Source organism: Myroides odoratus (assembly GCF_965118575.1).
Taxonomy (GTDB): domain Bacteria; phylum Bacteroidota; class Bacteroidia; order Flavobacteriales; family Flavobacteriaceae; genus Flavobacterium; species Flavobacterium odoratum_B.
On sequence record NZ_CBCPHW010000001.1, the window covers coordinates 145,506 to 163,970 of the forward strand.

Here is an 18,465-nt window from a genome sequence, read left to right on the forward strand (position 1 = left end):
TACTACTTAAAAAAAATAAATTATATATGAAAAAAATATATTTAGCTTTAGGGTTGCTGAGTTTTCTTGGTTGTCTAGAAGTACAGGCTCAACAGAATCCACAGTACACACAATACATGTATAACATGAGTGTGGTTAACCCGGCTTATGCGGGCTCTAAGGATGCCGTATCTATGGGAGCTTTGTACCGCAAGCAATGGGCAGGATTCAATGGCGCGCCAGAGACAGGAACCTTTTTCATCAACAGTCGCGTTGGCAAGAAGGTGGGAGTAGGTTTGTCTTTTATCAATGATCGCATTGGCCCTGTTACGGAGAATAATATCTATGGAGACTTTTCCTATACCTTAGAGTTAGGAGGAGTCCATAAATTGGCCTTAGGAGTAAAAGCCGGAGCGACGTTCCACAGTGCGAATTTGTTTTCGGATGTAGGAAATGGTTATACAATTGATCCTAATGATCCAGCTTTTGGCGAGGATAGCAAATCGACGCTTTTCAATGCGGGTATCGGAGCGTATTATTACACGGATAAATACTTTATCGGTTTGGGAGTTCCCAATTTAATCAAGGAGTACTATTTGAATTACGATGGAAAGAACTTTGGCCAACGCGAGATTCACATGTATTTGAATGGAGGTTATGTATTTGATTTAGATCGCGATTGGAAATTGAAACCATCGACAATGATTAAATATGCGATGAATGCACCGATTTCCTTTGATTTGAATATGAATGTGATGTATTTGAATAAGATAGAGGCGGGAGTTAGTTACCGTTTGGATGATGCTATCGGCGGGATGATCAACTACCGGGTAACGCCACAATTACGTGTGGGTTATGCGTATGATTATGTAACCTCAGACATCAATAAAGTAGCCAAAGGCTCGCATGAGTTTATGGTGTTATATGACATTTTCTTATCTAAGAAAGTCTCGAGTTCATCCCGTTATTTCTAAACGCATAAAAACGACACAATGAAAATAAGAAAGGTTTATTACGCTCTGTTCTTAGGTGGTTTATTAGCTACACAGAGTATCCAAGCCCAAGAGCCAATAAAAACGCCCTTAGAGATAGCCGATGAGCATTATAAGCACTATGAATTTGTAGATGCCGCTAAGGTTTATCAAAAGTTAATTCGCGGGGCTAAGACAGAGAATTACATTTATTTACAATTAGCAGATTGTTATTACAATATATTTAATACGGTCGAGGCTGCCAAGTATTACGGTAAGGCCTTGGAGAAAGATCCGAGTTTAGATTCGGAGTTTTACTACCGCCATGCTCAGATGCTAAAGGCGAGTGGTCGTTATGATTCTTCCAATGCGGCTATGCGCAAGTTTGCAGAGCGCAATCCAGAAGATCAACGGGCGATAGCTTTTATGCGTGAGCCGGACTATATCCCAAGATTACGCGAACAAGAGGAGCTTTTTACCTTTGAAGAATCGGGAATCAATGACCGTCAAGGGAATGATTTCGGTGCCTTTTTAACGGTAGGTGATACGCTTTATTTTGCGTCGAGTCGCGGGGGCAATAAATCAAAGAAGAAGTACGGTTGGGACAACCAAGGATATTTGGATATCTACCAAGCGAAATACAAGAATGCCGATGATCCTTTGTACGATGTCGAACCGGTAGCGGAACTAAACACAAAATACCACGATGGACCAGCAACAGTAACAGGCGATGGTCATACGATGTATTTTGCAACGGAGAGTTTCCGCGCTGGAAAGTTTGTCAAGAACAAAGCGAAGTTGGTAAAACTCGGTAAGGTAAGTGTTTTCCGCGCGACCAAGAAGAAGGACAAGTGGAGCGATTTTGAACCGGTTCCCTTTAATGGCAGCGATTATTCGGTAAGTAACCCAAGTGTAAGTAAAGATGGTCGTACGTTGTACTTTTCATCGGATATGCCAGGCACGATGGGTAGCACCGATATCTGGAAAGTGGATATTGATGAAGAGGGTAATTATGGCACACCAGTGAATATGGGTAGCCAAATCAATACCGAAGGGAGAGAATCTTTTCCATTTATCTCGGAGGATGGGAAGTTGTACTTTGCTTCGGATTCCCGCAAAGGCTTTGGAGGCTTGGATGTTTATGTTGTCGACTTGGCAATTCCTCAAGCAGAACCAAAGAACTTAGGAGCACCTATAAATACGGCTAAAGACGATTTTTCGTTTTCGTTTTACCCAGGTAAGGATATCGGGTTTTTCTCGACGAATCGCATCGGAAGAGATGATATCTACAAGGCCAAACCGGTTTGTAATACCGAGATGTATGTTACCGTTACGAATAAAGATACAGGTAAGATCTTAGAAGGCGCGCGCGTTGATATTTATGATGACCGCAAGAATCTCATCGAGACGAAGATTACAGATCGTCGCGGTATTGTAGAATATGTGGTAGATTGTAATAAGTTTTACCACCTTCAAGTAGATATGGAAGACTACGAAGGCAAGTCCATCGAAGTACCATTGAATCGCAAAGGTGGACGTCAGTTGGTCAATGTAGGCTTGCGTCCTATTGAGGTTATTGTGACCAAAGACGAGATTATCTTAGGGGATATTTACTTTGAGTTTGATCGCTTTAACATCACCCAACAAGGAGCTTTTGAATTGGATAAGTTGGTGAAAGTGATGAAGCGCAATCCACAGATGCGCATCAAGGTAGGGGCTCATACGGATAACCGTGGAAGTGCAACTTACAACCAGAAGTTATCTGAGAATAGAGCGAAGACTACGGTTCAATATGTGTTGTCAAAAGGCATAGAATCGTACCGCTTAGAATCTCAAGGATATGGACCAAGTGTACCGAAGATTGATTGTAAATCGAACTGTAGTGAAGAGGAACACGCAATCAACAGACGCAGTGAGTTTGTAATCCTAAAATAATTGTTTTTTAAGTATTAAGTTTAGTATATTTTAAGAAGTCCTTATCACTTTAAAGTGGTAAGGACTTTTTTTTTGAGGTTCAAATTGGTACAATTTGTTTTAAATAATTGAATTCCTGTTAATTTGTGAAAATAATGGTATTTCAATAGATTTGTGTTTTATAAGGGGAGAAGAGAAAAAGTTTTAACTTAAAAATAGCAAATAACAAGTTCATTTTTTTATAGTCGTATATGAATAGTAATTGTAATTTGAGTATTAGTATGGGTATATTGCAGTAGAGGGGGGTGTGCTGTTAAGGTTTATATAAAAATATTTTATATTTGACCATACTAAACTTAAAACTTAAACGTATGAAAAGAATTACAGTGCTGTTTTTCTTCTTATTAAGTATTGTTTTTACTTATGGACAAGAAGTTACGATTGGCACAGGTACAGTGTCGGCACGACAACCTCTGAGTAGCCATCATGGTTTTGCTCGTTCTGCGGCATTATACACCTCAACAGAAGTGGGTCAAGTAGGGTTCATTAACCAATTAGCTTGGGATATCGGAGCAGTTAAAGGAGCAAGACCAATTAAAATTTATTTAAAAGAAGTTGAATCAACAACTCTGATAGCTGCTAATTGGGCTACTTTTGTTGAAAATGCAACTTTAGTATACGATGGATCATTTACACCTTTAACAGTTGGATTTAATGCTATTAATTTAGATGCATCTTTCAATTATACTGGAGGGAATAAAAATTTACTGGTATTAGTTGAAACCAATTTTGAAGGGAGTGGAAATGGAGATGGAGTTAATGGATTAATGATAAAATCTAGTAATCAAACAAATATGCATTTTGAAATAGGAGCAGATAATACTGCCCCGATTGCCAATTTGTCTGCGTTAGCTTCTAGACCCAATTTAAGATTAACCTTCGGAACGCAAATTACATGCCCTCGAGTTAATGCAACTGTAAATAGTGTTACAGCAACAAACGTAAATTTTTCTGTATCAAATAGAACAACTACGACCGCATTGTATTATGAAATACGAACAGAGGGCGCAGCTGGTTCAGGAGCTACGGGATTAGTTACTTCGGGAACTTTTGTAGATTTAAATGCACAGCCCTTTACAATAACTGGTTTAACACAGAATACAAGATATTCATTGTATGTTCGTGCAAATTGTGGAACAGATAATGTTTCTACCTATTCGTCCGCAGCTATTTTTACAACTCGATTAGTGGCAGCAACTTTACCTTATATTGAGAATTTTGAAGGAGACGCTAGTTTTGCTTATACGAATCATACAACAAATAAATGGCACGTTGGAAATGCAGCAAATAATGGGGGTACCAAAGCGCTATATATTAGTAATGACAATGGTACTACAAATGCGTATACAACGGATGGAGCTCAAGTATCTCAGACTTATAAAGATATTAATATCCCTACTGGAACAACTGAAGTAGCTATTAATTTTGATTGGCGTTGTGTAGGAGAAGGAACCTCTACGATGTACGATTACTTTAGAGTTTGGATAGTTCCGACTACTTTTACACCAACAGCGGGCACTCAAATTACCGCTGCTACAGATAGAATTCGCCTAGGTAGAACAGAATATAATGGAAATAATGCGTTTTTAAGAGAGCAATTAATTCAAAATGTGACTGCCTTTGCAGGGCAGACGATGCGTTTAGTATTTGAATGGCGCCAAGATGGTAGTGGAGGGACACAACCACCAGCAGCTATTGATAATTTAGAGGTGTCAGTAATTACATGTTCTGCGCCAACTAATTTGCAAGCAGTTACTTCAACAGCTACTACAGCGACGGTTTCCTGGACAGCAGTAACGGGACAACAAACCTATGAGGTTTATTATTCTACAACCAATACTGAACCAGGAGCAACTGTTACGGGGTCTGTAACGACTACAAATAACCCGTATACAATTCCTGGATTGGCGCCTAATACTTCTTATTTTGTTTGGATTAGAACGATTTGTAGTGATACGGATAAGAGTTTTTGGAAACAAGTAGCAATTACGACGGGCCAAATTCCAGCGCAAATCCCTTACGTAGAAAATTTTGAAGGAGATAATAATTGGAGTACAAGTAGTAATTCGGTTAATAAATGGGTGGTTGGTACAGCCGTGAATAACGGCGGGACAAAATCTTTGTATGTAAGCAAAGACAATGGAACTACAAATACGTACGATACAGATGCGGCAACAGTAGCCCATGTGTATCGCGATATTGCTATACCGACTGGAACCACAGAGGTAGGTATCAATTTTGATTGGCGTTGCGTAGGTGAAGGAACCTCTACAATGTACGATTATTTTAGAGTATGGGTTGTACCTGTGTCATTTAGACCAACAGTAGGTACGCAAATTACTGCTGCAACAGATAGAATTCGCCTAGGTAGATCAGAATATAATGGAAATAATGCGTTTTTGAGAGAGCAATTAATTCAAAACGTGACTGCCTTTGCAGGGCAAACGATGCGTTTAGTATTTGAATGGCGTCAGGATGGTAGTGGAGGAACTCAACCACCAGCAGCGATTGATAACCTAGAGGTATCAGTGATTACGTGTTCTGCGCCAACCAATTTACAAATGGTAACTTCAACAGCCACTACAGCAACGGTTTCCTGGACAGGTGTAACGGGACAACAAACCTATGAGGTTTATTATTCTACAACCAATACTGAGCCAGGGGCAACTGTTACGGGGTCTGTAACAACTACAGATAATCCGTATACAATTCCTGGATTAAATCCTAATACACAATATTTTGTTTGGATTAGAACGATTTGTAGTGGTACGGATAAGAGTTTTTGGAAACAAGTAGCAATTATGACAGGTCAAATTCCAGCGCAAATCCCTTATGTAGAAAATTTTGAAGGAGATAACAATTGGAGTGCAAGTAGTAATTCTATTAATAAATGGGTGATTGGGACAGCCGTAAATAACGGAGGAACAAAATCTTTGTATGTAAGCAAAGACAACGGAACTACAAATACGTACGATACAAATGTTGCAACAGTAGCGCATGTGTATCGTGATATTGATATACCGACTGGAACCACAGAGGTGGGTATCAATTTTGATTGGCGTTGTGTTGGCGAAGGAACCTCTACAAGATATGATTATTTCAGAGTTTGGCTTGTGCCTACTTCATTTAGACCAATTGTAGGAACACAAATTACTGCGGCAGCAGATAGAATTCGCCTAGGTAGATCTGAATATAATGATAATGCTACTTTTTTACGAGAACAAGGAGTGCAAAATGTAACTGCATTTGCAGGGCAAACGATGCGTTTAGTATTTGAATGGCGTCAGGATGGTAGTGGAGGTACTCAACCGCCAGCAGCAATTGATAATCTAGAAGTGTCAGTAATTACTTGTTCTGCTCCAACTGATTTGCAGGTGGTTTCCGTTACAGGAACAACAGCAACTATATCTTGGACGGGTGTAATAGGACAAAATACGTATGAGGTTTATTATGCTACAACTGCTACACCTCCAGGAACAACAGTGGCAGGGTCTATTACAACAACAGATAACCCTTATACAATTCCTGGATTAACGCCTAATACAGAATATTTTGTATGGATTAGAACGATTTGTAGTGATACGGATAAAAGTTTCTGGAAGCAATTGCCAATTGTTACAGGTCAAATTCCTGCCGAGATGCCTTATGAAGAAGGTTTTGAAGGAAATAACAATTGGTCATTAGTTAGTAATTCTATCAATAAATGGGTTGTAGGAACTGCTGTTAATAATGGAGGAACTAGATCTCTATATGTTTCAAAAGATGATGGTGTAACCAATACGTATAACAATTCTACTTCAACAGTAGCTCATGCTTATCGCGATATTGCAGTTCCAGTTGGAGCTATTGAAGGAAGTCTTAGTTTCGATTGGCGAGCCTTAGCCGAATCATGTTGTGATTATGTTCGTGTATGGGTTGTACCTGCAACATTTAGACCAACTACAGGTCAATTAATAACAGCTGGAGTAAATCGCATTCAAATAAGAGGCAATTATAATCAACAAGCAACATTTGCAAGTGTGTTAGAATCGGTTGATTTAAGATCTTTCTCTGGCAGAACTATGAGACTTATCTTTGAGTGGAGAAACGATGGAAGTGGCGGAGATGACCCTGCTGGAGCTATAGATAATGTTAAGTTTAAGGTTGAGACTTGTCCTTCTGTTACAGGATTGACAGCTTGTATTGGTAGTGATCGTATCAATTATGGATGGGATTCTCAAGCTGGCAGAACTCAGTGGGAAATAGCCATTGAAACGACAGATTTGGCAGAGCCAAATGCGGCTAATATCCTAAGAATAGATGAACCTCAATACTCAGCCACGGGACTAACGGTAAATACAGACTATTACTTTTATGTTCGCAATATTTGTGGAGAAGGGGTCTTTAGTATGTGGAAAAAAATAAAAGTAAAAACCAATAGTACAAATATTTTGGATGCCGAGCCATTTTGTGCGGGTCCAGAAGGAATTATCTTTCCCAATAGAAATGATGAAGATGGTTCAGTACAATTTCCTTATGGAGAAAACCTTCGAATAGCTTGTCTAGGATCAGTTCCCTATCCAGTATGGTATTTCTTAAAGGTCGATCAAGATGGGGATTTAGTTTTTGATATTATACAAAGTACTTCTTTTGATGCTAATGGTGTGGCAAATGGACGAGTACTAGATGTTGATTTTGTTGCTTTTGGACCATTTGATAATTTAGATCAAGCTTGTTCAGAATCTATTTTGGGACCTTGTCCTGCAGGTGTAGATTGTCCTAATAATACAAATGCTACAAGTAATTACCCTGTAGGCAATATTATAGATTGTAGTTATGATTTTAGAAATATTGAAACGTTGACTATAAACAATGCCGTACGCGGTCAGATTTATGCGGTTTTGATTACTAATTTTGGAAGATCACCAGGGTTTATTAAATTAGTACAAAGAAATGCAGGTCAGAATGAAGCAGGAACTACAGATTGTAAATTTTTATGTGAAGTTGATTTAGGAGAAGATCAATACTTATGTTCGGATGTTACTTCGTACGAGATTGTAGCTAATATTACAGCAGCAGGATCAACAGAAGAAATGACTTATACTTGGTTCAAAGATGATGTAATGTTAGACCCGGCACTGTTTAATACACGAAGAATTGTTGTAACAGAAACAGGTAAATACCGCGTTAAAGTAGAGAAAGATTTATGTGAGGAGAATCCAGAAGATGAGGTTTATATCAAATTCTACGATCCAATTTCACTTCGTTTGCCACAAGAGATTGTATTATGTGACTTAGAAAATGTAGGGTATGCTTTATTTGATATAAAAAGTGTTGTTGAGGAAGCAATTGCCAATCATGCTGAACCAGAAACAATAGAACATAAATACTATCATAATTTAGCTGATTTTAATGCAGATAGAAATGCATTTGAAATAGAAGACCTTTATCAATCAGCGGGAGATGAGACTATTTATATCGGTGTTTCACGCGATAAGAATGAAGATTGTAGGGGTTATTTTGAGCTTCGATTAAAAATTAAAGCTACTTTTTATCCGAATGCAGAGTTTTCATATGAAGGACCAATATGTATCAATAACATAGAAGAATTACCAATGATTCCTGGATCAGAATTTACCCCAGGAGGAATCTTTACTTATGTGGTAATTAATCATACCAATCCGAAAGACCCAAGTAAAAAGCCAACAGGAGGTTTGATACTTGATAAAATAACAGGTACCATCAATGTTGCTGCGAGTATTCCTGGCGAGTACGATGTGAAATATTACTATGGAGTTCCCTCTACGATGTGTGGAGAGGATGTCAGTCATACGGTTAAGATTACAATTTTTGATCGTTTTCAGATTGTTTTAGACGGTGATTGTTTCAATGGTAAATATTACATGAGAGTCATCGATGTTTTAGGTAATATTGATATGGATATGGCAAAATTCACATGGCAAGGTCCAGGTGGATTTACAGCGGATACTAAAGAGATAACGGTTACAGAAGGTGGAGATTATCGCGTTTATATTGAGACGAAAGATGGTTGTTATGAAGAGCAAAGTATCACTTTGAAACCGGAAGAAATCAACTGTTTAATCCCGAAAGGTATATCACCAAATGGAGATGGGTTGAATGATTATTTTGATCTTTCTAACTATAAAGTAGCAAGTTTAAAAGTTTTTAACCGCAATGGAGCTGAGGTATATACTCATGGATTGGGCTATAAAGTTGAATGGATGGGACAAGATAAGTCAGGAAATAAATTGCCATCAGGGACTTATTATTATGTAATTGAAACGCTTCAAAAAACTATTACCGGTTGGGTACAAATTAATTATTAATATAAATAAACAACTGTGCGTGTCGGCATGCACAGTTGTTTTTATTACTATTTAAAAAAATAAATTATATATGAAAAAAATATATTTAGCTTTAGGGTTGCTGAGTTTTCTTGGTTGTCTGGAAGTACAGGCCCAACAGAATCCACAGTACACGCAATACATGTATAACATGAGTGTGGTTAACCCGGCTTATGCGGGCTCTAAGGATGCCGTATCTATGGGAGCTTTGTACCGCAAGCAATGGGCAGGCTTTAATGGCGCGCCAGAGACAGGAACCTTTTTCATCAACAGTCGCGTTGGCAAGAAAGTGGGAGTAGGTTTGTCTTTTATCAATGATCGCATTGGCCCTGTTACGGAGAATAATATCTATGGAGACTTTTCCTATACCTTAGAGTTAGGAGGAGTCCATAAATTGGCTTTAGGAGTAAAAGCTGGAGCTACGTTCCACAGTGCGAATTTGTTTTCGGATGTAGGAAATGGTTATACAATTGATCCTAATGATCCAGCTTTTGGCGAGGATAGCAAATCGACGCTTTTCAATGCGGGTATCGGAGCGTATTATTACACGGATAAATACTTTATCGGTTTGGGAGTTCCCAATTTAATCAAGGAGTACTATTTGAATTACGATGGAAAGAACTTTGGCCAACGCGAGATTCACATGTATTTGAATGGAGGTTATGTATTTGATTTAGATCGCGATTGGAAATTGAAACCATCGACAATGATTAAATATGCGATGAATGCACCGATTTCCTTTGATTTGAATATGAATGTGATGTATTTGAATAAGATAGAGGCGGGAGTTAGTTACCGTTTGGATGATGCTATCGGCGGGATGATCAACTACCGGGTAACGCCACAATTACGTGTGGGTTATGCGTATGATTATGTAACCTCAGACATCAATAAAGTAGCCAAAGGCTCGCATGAGTTTATGGTGTTATATGACATTTTCTTATCTAAGAAAGTCTCGAGTTCATCCCGTTATTTCTAAACGCATAAAAACGACACAATGAAAATAAGAAAGGTTTATTACGCTCTGTTCTTAGGTGGTTTATTAGCTACACAGAGTATCCAAGCCCAAGAGCCAATAAAAACGCCCTTAGAGATAGCCGATGAGCATTATAAGCACTATGAATTTGTAGATGCCGCTAAGGTTTATCAAAAGTTAATTCGCGGGGCTAAGACAGAGAATTACATTTATTTACAATTAGCAGATTGTTATTACAATATATTTAATACGGTCGAGGCTGCCAAGTATTACGGTAAGGCCTTGGAGAAAGATCCGAGTTTAGATTCGGAGTTTTACTACCGCCATGCTCAGATGCTAAAGGCGAGTGGTCGTTATGATTCTTCCAATGCGGCTATGCGCAAGTTTGCAGAGCGCAATCCAGAAGATCAACGGGCGATAGCTTTTATGCGTGAGCCGGACTATATCCCAAGATTACGCGAACAAGAGGAGCTTTTTACCTTTGAAGAATCGGGAATCAATGACCGTCAAGGGAATGATTTCGGTGCCTTTTTAACGGTAGGTGATACGCTTTATTTTGCGTCGAGTCGCGGGGGCAATAAATCAAAGAAGAAGTACGGTTGGGACAACCAAGGATATTTGGATATCTACCAAGCGAAATACAAGAATGCCGATGATCCTTTGTACGATGTCGAACCGGTAGCGGAACTAAACACAAAATACCACGATGGACCAGCAACAGTAACAGGCGATGGTCATACGATGTATTTTGCAACGGAGAGTTTCCGCGCTGGAAAGTTTGTCAAGAACAAAGCGAAGTTGGTAAAACTCGGTAAGGTAAGTGTTTTCCGCGCGACCAAGAAGAAGGACAAGTGGAGCGATTTTGAACCGGTTCCCTTTAATGGCAGCGATTATTCGGTAAGTAACCCAAGTGTAAGTAAAGATGGTCGTACGTTGTACTTTTCATCGGATATGCCAGGCACGATGGGTAGCACCGATATCTGGAAAGTGGATATTGATGAAGAGGGTAATTATGGCACACCAGTGAATATGGGTAGCCAAATCAATACCGAAGGGAGAGAATCTTTTCCATTTATCTCGGAGGATGGGAAGTTGTACTTTGCTTCGGATTCCCGCAAAGGCTTTGGAGGCTTGGATGTTTATGTTGTCGACTTGGCAATTCCTCAAGCAGAACCAAAGAACTTAGGAGCACCTATAAATACGGCTAAAGACGATTTTTCGTTTTCGTTTTACCCAGGTAAGGATATCGGGTTTTTCTCGACGAATCGCATCGGAAGAGATGATATCTACAAGGCCAAACCGGTTTGTAATACCGAGATGTATGTTACCGTTACGAATAAAGATACAGGTAAGATCTTAGAAGGCGCGCGCGTTGATATTTATGATGACCGCAAGAATCTCATCGAGACGAAGATTACAGATCGTCGCGGTATTGTAGAATATGTGGTAGATTGTAATAAGTTTTACCACCTTCAAGTAGATATGGAAGACTACGAAGGCAAGTCCATCGAAGTACCATTGAATCGCAAAGGTGGACGTCAGTTGGTCAATGTAGGCTTGCGTCCTATTGAGGTTATTGTGACCAAAGACGAGATTATCTTAGGGGATATTTACTTTGAGTTTGATCGCTTTAACATCACCCAACAAGGAGCTTTTGAATTGGATAAGTTGGTGAAAGTGATGAAGCGCAATCCACAGATGCGCATCAAGGTAGGGGCTCATACGGATAACCGTGGAAGTGCAACTTACAACCAGAAGTTATCTGAGAATAGAGCGAAGACTACGGTTCAATATGTGTTGTCAAAAGGCATAGAATCGTACCGCTTAGAATCTCAAGGATATGGACCAAGTGTACCGAAGATTGATTGTAAATCGAACTGTAGTGAAGAGGAACACGCAATCAACAGACGCAGTGAGTTTGTAATCCTAAAATAGTTAAAGTATTAAGTTTGAATATATTTTAAGAAGTCCTTACCATATGGGTAAGGGCTTTTTTTGTACCTTAGATTATAATTTGTTGGCACATAATTTGAAATACAACAAGTGTGTAACTTAAAAGTAGAAAAATGAAGTTTTTATATTATCATATAGTCTTGTTATTTTTTGTGTTTGCTACCAACGTACAAGCGCAAAAAGCGGTAGTGACTGCAAATAGTTATGACATCAGTGATAACTTAGATTTACAAGCAGTCGCTTCTATATTTGGCGATTCAAAAGATTTAGAAGATTTTGAATATCGCCTGAATGACCCTAGTTTGCGTATTAATAATTTGGACTTAAACAAAGATGGGTATGTAGATTATCTACGAGTAATTGAAGTTGTTGAATCAAATGCGCATTTAATTGTGATTCAAGCCGTTTTAGGACGTGATATGTATCAAGATATAGCAACAATTGAGATAGATAAAAATAAGCGTCGTAATCAAGTTTCAGTACAAATCGTAGGGAATAGTTATTTATACGGACCGAATTATATTTATGAGCCAGTTTATGTAGCTACCCCTCCCGTATTTAGTTTGTTCTGGGGTGTTTCTTATCGCCCTTATTATTCCTCTTGGTATTGGGGGTATTATCCATCGTATTACTCTTATTACTCCCCGTATCCAACACAAACGTATATGGTTCATGTACACAATCATATTAATTACAACAACCGCTATGTGTATACCAATAATCACTATAATAATGGATCAAGAACCTTGTATAGTGATGTAAGAAGAGATTATTATGAGCGATCTAATCCTAATAATTCCTTTTATGATAGAAATAACGGGTACTCGAATCGCCGTGAGTTATCAAACGCGAGGACTTCTTATGCGACTGCCAATACCACTGACAGTTCAAATTCAAGAAGTAATTACTCAAGTTCAACAGGGTCTACACGTGATATTAATCGCGTAGATACAGGTAATTCAAGAAGTTCTTATTCATCTAATACCTCAACTTCATATAAAAGAGGAGAAGCAATAGGAAATGCAGAGAGTAATAATACTTCGAATTACTCGCGTAGTTCTTCGAGTTCAAATTCTGGAAATAGCAATGCAGGCTCTTCCCGTAGTTCTTCGAGTTATAGTTCAGAGAGTAGTAATCCAAGTTATTCACGTAGTTCCTCGAGTTCAAACTCTGGTAGTAGTCCGACCTATTCCCGAAGTTCTTCGAGTTATAATTCAGGCAGTAGTAGTCCAAGCTATTCACGTAGTTCTTCGAGTTATAATTCAGGCAGTAGTAGTCCAAGCTATTCACGTAGTTCTTCAAGTTATAATTCAGGCAGTAGTAGCCCAAGTTATTCACGTAGTTCTTCAAGTTATAGTTCGGGTTCAAGTTCAAGAAGCAGTAGCCCAAGTTATTCAGGTAGCTCTTCTAGTTCAGGTTCAAGAAGTAGCAGTTCATCCTCGTCTTCAAGAAGTAGATAAAAGATTTCATATACTAAAAAATCCCCATCATACGGTGGGGATTTTTTTATTTAATTCGGTTGGTCTTTTAGTTATAGATTTCGTTTAACAGTTTTGCTAAGCGAAGTCCTCCTTTTAAAAGTTGTGCTTCTACTGTATCTTTAAAATCAAAATGATAGCGGTAGCTTAAGTTTTCATTCGCTTCAACACTATCATAAAGTGTATTGGCAATTGAATACGAATCAAAAATCCAATCTTCTAGTGTACCAGAGGATAAACTTTGGTTGTGTGTTTTGCCGTGAATATCTAAAACTGTAGCATATTCTGTATAGCTATACTTATCAAAATCTACCAAGGCAGAATCCCATAAGCTATGTAAATTAGTTGGTTTTTTAAACCATTCTATTTTAACTCTATTTCCTCCTAAATCATCCGCTCTTCCAATATGTAGTGGTTGGTGTGCATCTCCTATGATGTGAATTAAAAAATACAACTTTTGTTGCTTTTCTTCTAAAGTAAGTGTGTTGCTTTTTAACTCCTCAATCAATACCAAGGCTCTTTTATACAAGTTCTCATCCGTTGAGTTGCTTAACTCCTGATTAAAAACGGTGCGATTTAGATTACCTGGTAAATTTAAATAATGCCAACTATCAGCAAACTTCCAAGTAGGGTCTGATTTAATAAAATCAGGCCAGTTAGCCCAATAAGCTAATTGCTGGTTACCAATAATTTTTTGTAATTCTTTCTTAGCTTTTTTGTTTAAGTTTCTTTCAGCTATTTCTGCAATAACTCGATGTCCGGTAGTTCCCCAAGCAAAGAGGGCTGTTGATTGCAACAGGCAAAAAGTAAATGCTAAAGCAAATAAAATTTTTTTCATTGTTTGTTTTTACTATTAATTAAAAAGAGCTTTTAATTCAGTAGCATCACTAGGTTTCATTTTTCCAGCAAGTACTAAGCTCAATTGTTTTCTTCTTAAAGCAGCTTCAAAGCGTTGGTGTTCCAACTCTGTTTCGGTGATAAGTTCAGGCACCCGTACCGGATTACCCATATCATCTACAGCAACAAAAGTATAGATTGCCTCATTCGCTTTGGTTTTATTCCCAGATTCACGATCTTCAATCCAAACATCCAAATAAATTTCCATCGAAGAAGTAAACGCTCTGGATATTTTAGCTTCTATAGTTACAACACTACCTAGAGGAATGGGTTTATTAAAAGCAACGTGATTTACAGATGCAGTTACACAAATCCTTCTAGAATGTCTTCTAGCAGCAATTCCAGCAGCTCTATCCATACGTGCTAATAATTCACCTCCAAACATATTGTTTAAAGGATTTGTTTCTCCTGGAAGAACTAAATCACTCGTTATTGTGGCTGATTCAGATACTAATTTTGCCCTCATAAGAATATATTTTCGACAAAGATAATGACAAAGCAAAAAAAAACCGAACGTTTCGCGTTCGGTTAGTATATTTAACGTATTATTTAATAAATATCCAAGCGTGTTTATTCGTTGTACGATGTATTTCCTTCAGTGCTAATTTTGCTTCTTCTTGCGTGGCAAAACTTCCGTATAATACAGGGTACATACCATACTTAGTACGGTCTAAGAAAGCTGCATTTTCAAATCCTTTCTTCTTTAAAAGATCAACCTCTATAGCTGCATTTTCTTCGCTTCTAAAGGCAGCTGCAACAAGGTGATAAGGTGTAACTACTACTATAGTTTCATCTTTTACAGGTAGAGCAATTGTTTCAATAGAAGGTTCAATGATAAAAGTAGCTTGTTGAATTTTATTTTGAACCTGAGATTGAACGTTATTTTCAATCGAAAGAGTATGATCATTTACATAGGCCGTATAGCCGTTTTGTACTAACACACTTCCAATACCTGCTGTAAGAACTAAAACAGAGGCATATTTAAAGAAAGTAGCAGTACGTCTTGTTTTTACAGGCGTTTGGTCCAACACCACAAAGGGAGTTGTTTTTTCAGCTCTAGCAATCGAATGAACACCAACAGAAGCTAAACCAAATGAAGTTGCTAAATAATTTTGATTTTGAATCGGATCAAATTGCAAGCTTTTTTCCTCATTATAGCTAAATGTTCCAATAGATTCTAAAGCTAATGAATCAAAAGAAGTCAAGGTATTATTCCAATCAGCCACCATATTTTGGATACGCAACGCAGCCTCCTCATACGAGAGTCTTTCTTGCGTTGCAATGTGATTCGCTAATAATCCATCATTGTTGACAATATTTCTATTGAAAGAAATTCTTTTTTGTGGAGGAAAAAAGAGTTGTTTCTCCGTATCGTAAAAAGACGATTGGATTTCAGTAATAAAAGCACCAAATCCAGGAACAATAACGCATGGATAGCGATACAACAAGGCCGATATGTATTGAGTCATCTTCATAGTACAAAATTAGTCTAAACCAATCGGTTAGCAAATATTCAGCTTGTTTTTTTTATTAACAAGGTAATACACCAAAAAACATTTGGTAAGTATTTGGTAATGAATGGTTAGATTTTTGATGTTAACAAGACCAAGGTAAGGATTTTTAACTAATTAACATAGCTTTTATGAAAGAAGAAGACTTGTTTTTCACTTTAGCTTTGACCAAAGTGAATGGAGTGGGGCCTATTATAGGAAAAAGATTGATTGAAAATTTTGGTTCTGCAAAAGGCGTTTTTGAGGCAAGTAAAAAAGAATTACTTGCCAAACGGGTATCTGAGCTTCTAATGAAGAATTTACAAGCAAAAGAGAATAGATTTTGGGCGGAAAGGGAACTAAAACTCATACACAAATTTGGAATCCGGGTCCTATTTTATCAAGCAAAAGAGTACCCTTTTTATTTGCGCCAATGTGAGGATTCCCCTATTTTATTATTTTCGAAAGGGAAGGTCCAACCCGATTGGTCTTCTCGTAATATTGTAAGTTTAGTAGGTACTCGAAAACCAACTCCACGCGGTTTAGATTTTTGTATGCGTTTTATGGAAACCCTACAAGCCTATAATCCTATTGTTGTTAGTGGATTAGCATACGGAATTGATATATGTGCCCATCAACAGGCGTTAGCTTTTGGTTTAGAGACCTTTGGAATTCTTGGGCATGGTTTAAATCGATTATATCCCGCTGAGCATTTAACTATTGCGGAAGAAATGCTAGAAAAAGGAGGGCTCCTGACTGAGTTTGCTGTTCAGAGTAAAATAGACAGAGAGAATTTTGTGCAGAGAAATCGTATTGTTGCGGGAATGAGTCAAGCTATTCTCGTGGTGGAAAGTGCAATTAAAGGCGGGTCAATGAGTTCTATTACATTTGCCAATGATTATAATCGTGATGCTTTTGCTGTACCCGGTAGAATTGATGATAGTATGAGCCAAGGATGTAATGAATTAATTCGCAGTCATCGAGCACAATTACTCCATAATCCAATGGACTTAATAGATTGTTTAAATTGGAATAAAATTAGAAAAGAACGCCCTAGTGTTCAACCTCAATTATTTGTGAATTTAACAGAGGAAGAGCAAAAAGTATATGATTACCTCCATAAGATTGGGAGAGAAATCATCGATTTTATTGCTTCCGGCTGTAATATGCCTTGTTACAAAGTCAGTACGATTTTGTTACAGCTAGAATTGCAGGGGTTAGTTCGACCTTTACCCGGAAAGTATTTCGAATGTTTGCCTTAAAGCATTACGCTTTCAATTTGATGTAAACCAAAAGAGGACACCTTTTAAGATGTCCTCCTTGTATTTATTTAATTTGATTATAGCCAAGCTTTTCTCGAACGCGATTCAATGTCGCTGTAGCTACAACAGAAGCTTTGGAAGCTCCTTGAAGTAATAGACGATCAACCTCTTCTAGATTATTGATATAGTAGGTATATCTTTCGCGAATCGTTTGAAATTTGTCAACAATTAATTCGAATAATTCTTGTTTAGCATGTCCATAACCATAGTTACCACCTTCATATTTGGCTCGCATCTGATTAATTTGCTCAGGAGTAGCTAACAATTTGTAAAGGGTAAATACATTACAAGTAGCTGGATCTTTTGGTTCTTCCAAAGGAGTACTATCTGTTTCAATACTCATTACTTGTTTTCTCAACGTTTTGTCGTTTTCGAAAATATTGATTGTATTATTTCTAGATTTACTCATTTTATGGCCGTCTAATCCAGGAACAATCATCACCTCTTCTGAGATTTTAGCATCAGGTAAAACAAAAGTTTCTCCCATTTGATGATTGAATCTCGATGCAACGTCACGTGTAATTTCTAAGTGTTGCAACTGATCTTTTCCGACTGGAACGAGATTGGCATCATACAACAAAATATCTGCTGCCATAAGCATTGGATATGAAAAAAGTCCTGCATTAACATCCGCTAAGACCTCTGCTTTATCTTTAAAAGAGTGGGCTAACGTTAAACGCTGAAACGGAAAAAAACAACTTAAATACCAAGATAGTTCAGTCGTTTGCGGTACGTCTGACTGGCGGTAAAAAGTTACATGATTAACATCTAAACCACAAGCAAGCCATGTAGCCGCAACACTATAGGTGTTTTCCTGTAATGTTTTTGCATCTTTTATTTGTGTTGCTGAATGTAAATTTGCAATAAAAATAAAAGACTCATTCTCTTTGTTATTTGCCATTTCAACCGCAGGTAGAATAGCGCCTAAGAGATTCCCTAAGTGTGGAGTTCCTGTACTTTGAACTCCTGTTAGAATTTTAGCCATTGCGTGTTTGTATTTATAATAAGAGCAAAGATAGAGCTTTTGAAGATATTGTTTTTCTTTTTTTGCTTTTCATTGGTTTACCAATTCTTTATTTTT

The 18,465-nt window shown here is 37.8% G+C and carries 11 protein-coding genes; 7 read left to right on the forward strand and 4 right to left on the reverse strand.

The window, feature by feature from the left end:
- Nucleotides 1–26 precede the first annotated feature (26 nt).
- The 6 genes from ACMHJ2_RS00630 (at nucleotide 27) to ACMHJ2_RS00655 (ending at nucleotide 13,657) form a co-directional block, all read left to right on the forward strand.
- Nucleotides 27–953, forward strand: a complete 927-nt coding sequence (locus ACMHJ2_RS00630; protein WP_413511028.1) for a type IX secretion system membrane protein PorP/SprF — start codon at nucleotides 27–29, stop codon at nucleotides 951–953.
- Nucleotides 954–971: 18 nt separating this feature from the next.
- Entirely contained in the window at nucleotides 972–2,885 is a 1,914-nt protein-coding gene (locus ACMHJ2_RS00635) for an OmpA family protein (RefSeq protein ID WP_413511029.1), read from the forward strand.
- Nucleotides 2,886–3,235: 350 nt separating this feature from the next.
- Nucleotides 3,236–9,250 carry a fibronectin type III domain-containing protein gene (locus ACMHJ2_RS00640; RefSeq protein ID WP_413511030.1) on the forward strand — a complete coding sequence of 2,005 codons (6,015 nt, stop codon included), beginning with the start codon at nucleotides 3,236–3,238 and terminating at the stop codon, nucleotides 9,248–9,250.
- A 70-nt stretch (nucleotides 9,251–9,320) separates the two neighbouring features.
- Entirely contained in the window at nucleotides 9,321–10,247 is a 927-nt protein-coding gene (locus ACMHJ2_RS00645; RefSeq protein ID WP_413511028.1) for a type IX secretion system membrane protein PorP/SprF, read from the forward strand.
- Between the two features lie 18 nt (nucleotides 10,248–10,265).
- Complete coding sequence (locus ACMHJ2_RS00650) at nucleotides 10,266–12,179, forward strand: OmpA family protein (protein WP_413511029.1); 1,914 nt, start codon at nucleotides 10,266–10,268, stop codon at nucleotides 12,177–12,179.
- A 131-nt stretch (nucleotides 12,180–12,310) separates the two neighbouring features.
- Nucleotides 12,311–13,657: a hypothetical protein gene (locus ACMHJ2_RS00655; RefSeq protein WP_413511031.1), complete on the forward strand. Its 1,347-nt coding sequence runs from the start codon at nucleotides 12,311–12,313 to the stop codon at nucleotides 13,655–13,657.
- A gap of 67 nt (nucleotides 13,658–13,724) precedes the next feature.
- On the opposite strand, the gene ACMHJ2_RS00660 is transcribed toward ACMHJ2_RS00655, so the two are convergent.
- The 3 genes from ACMHJ2_RS00660 to ACMHJ2_RS00670 form a co-directional block, all read right to left on the reverse strand.
- Nucleotides 13,725–14,513 (reverse strand): S1/P1 nuclease, encoded by a 789-nt coding sequence (locus ACMHJ2_RS00660; protein WP_413511032.1) that lies wholly within the window; start codon nucleotides 14,511–14,513, stop codon nucleotides 13,725–13,727.
- Between the two features lie 15 nt (nucleotides 14,514–14,528).
- Nucleotides 14,529–15,038 (reverse strand): acyl-CoA thioesterase, encoded by a 510-nt coding sequence (locus ACMHJ2_RS00665; RefSeq protein WP_413511033.1) that lies wholly within the window; start codon nucleotides 15,036–15,038, stop codon nucleotides 14,529–14,531.
- A 79-nt stretch (nucleotides 15,039–15,117) separates the two neighbouring features.
- Nucleotides 15,118–16,041 (reverse strand): SPOR domain-containing protein, encoded by a 924-nt coding sequence (locus ACMHJ2_RS00670; RefSeq protein WP_413511034.1) that lies wholly within the window; start codon nucleotides 16,039–16,041, stop codon nucleotides 15,118–15,120.
- 173 nt (nucleotides 16,042–16,214) lie between these two features.
- On the opposite strand from ACMHJ2_RS00670, the gene dprA reads away from it, so the two are divergent.
- A complete protein-coding gene (dprA, locus tag ACMHJ2_RS00675; RefSeq protein WP_413511035.1) occupies nucleotides 16,215–17,324 on the forward strand; it encodes a DNA-processing protein DprA in 1,110 nt (369 codons plus the stop codon).
- Between the two features lie 64 nt (nucleotides 17,325–17,388).
- Here the strand turns inward: dprA and trpS are convergent, their stop codons facing one another.
- Nucleotides 17,389–18,369 carry a tryptophan--tRNA ligase gene (trpS, locus tag ACMHJ2_RS00680; protein ID WP_413511036.1) on the reverse strand — a complete coding sequence of 327 codons (981 nt, stop codon included), beginning with the start codon at nucleotides 18,367–18,369 and terminating at the stop codon, nucleotides 17,389–17,391.
- Between the last annotated feature and the right edge of the window lie 96 nt (nucleotides 18,370–18,465).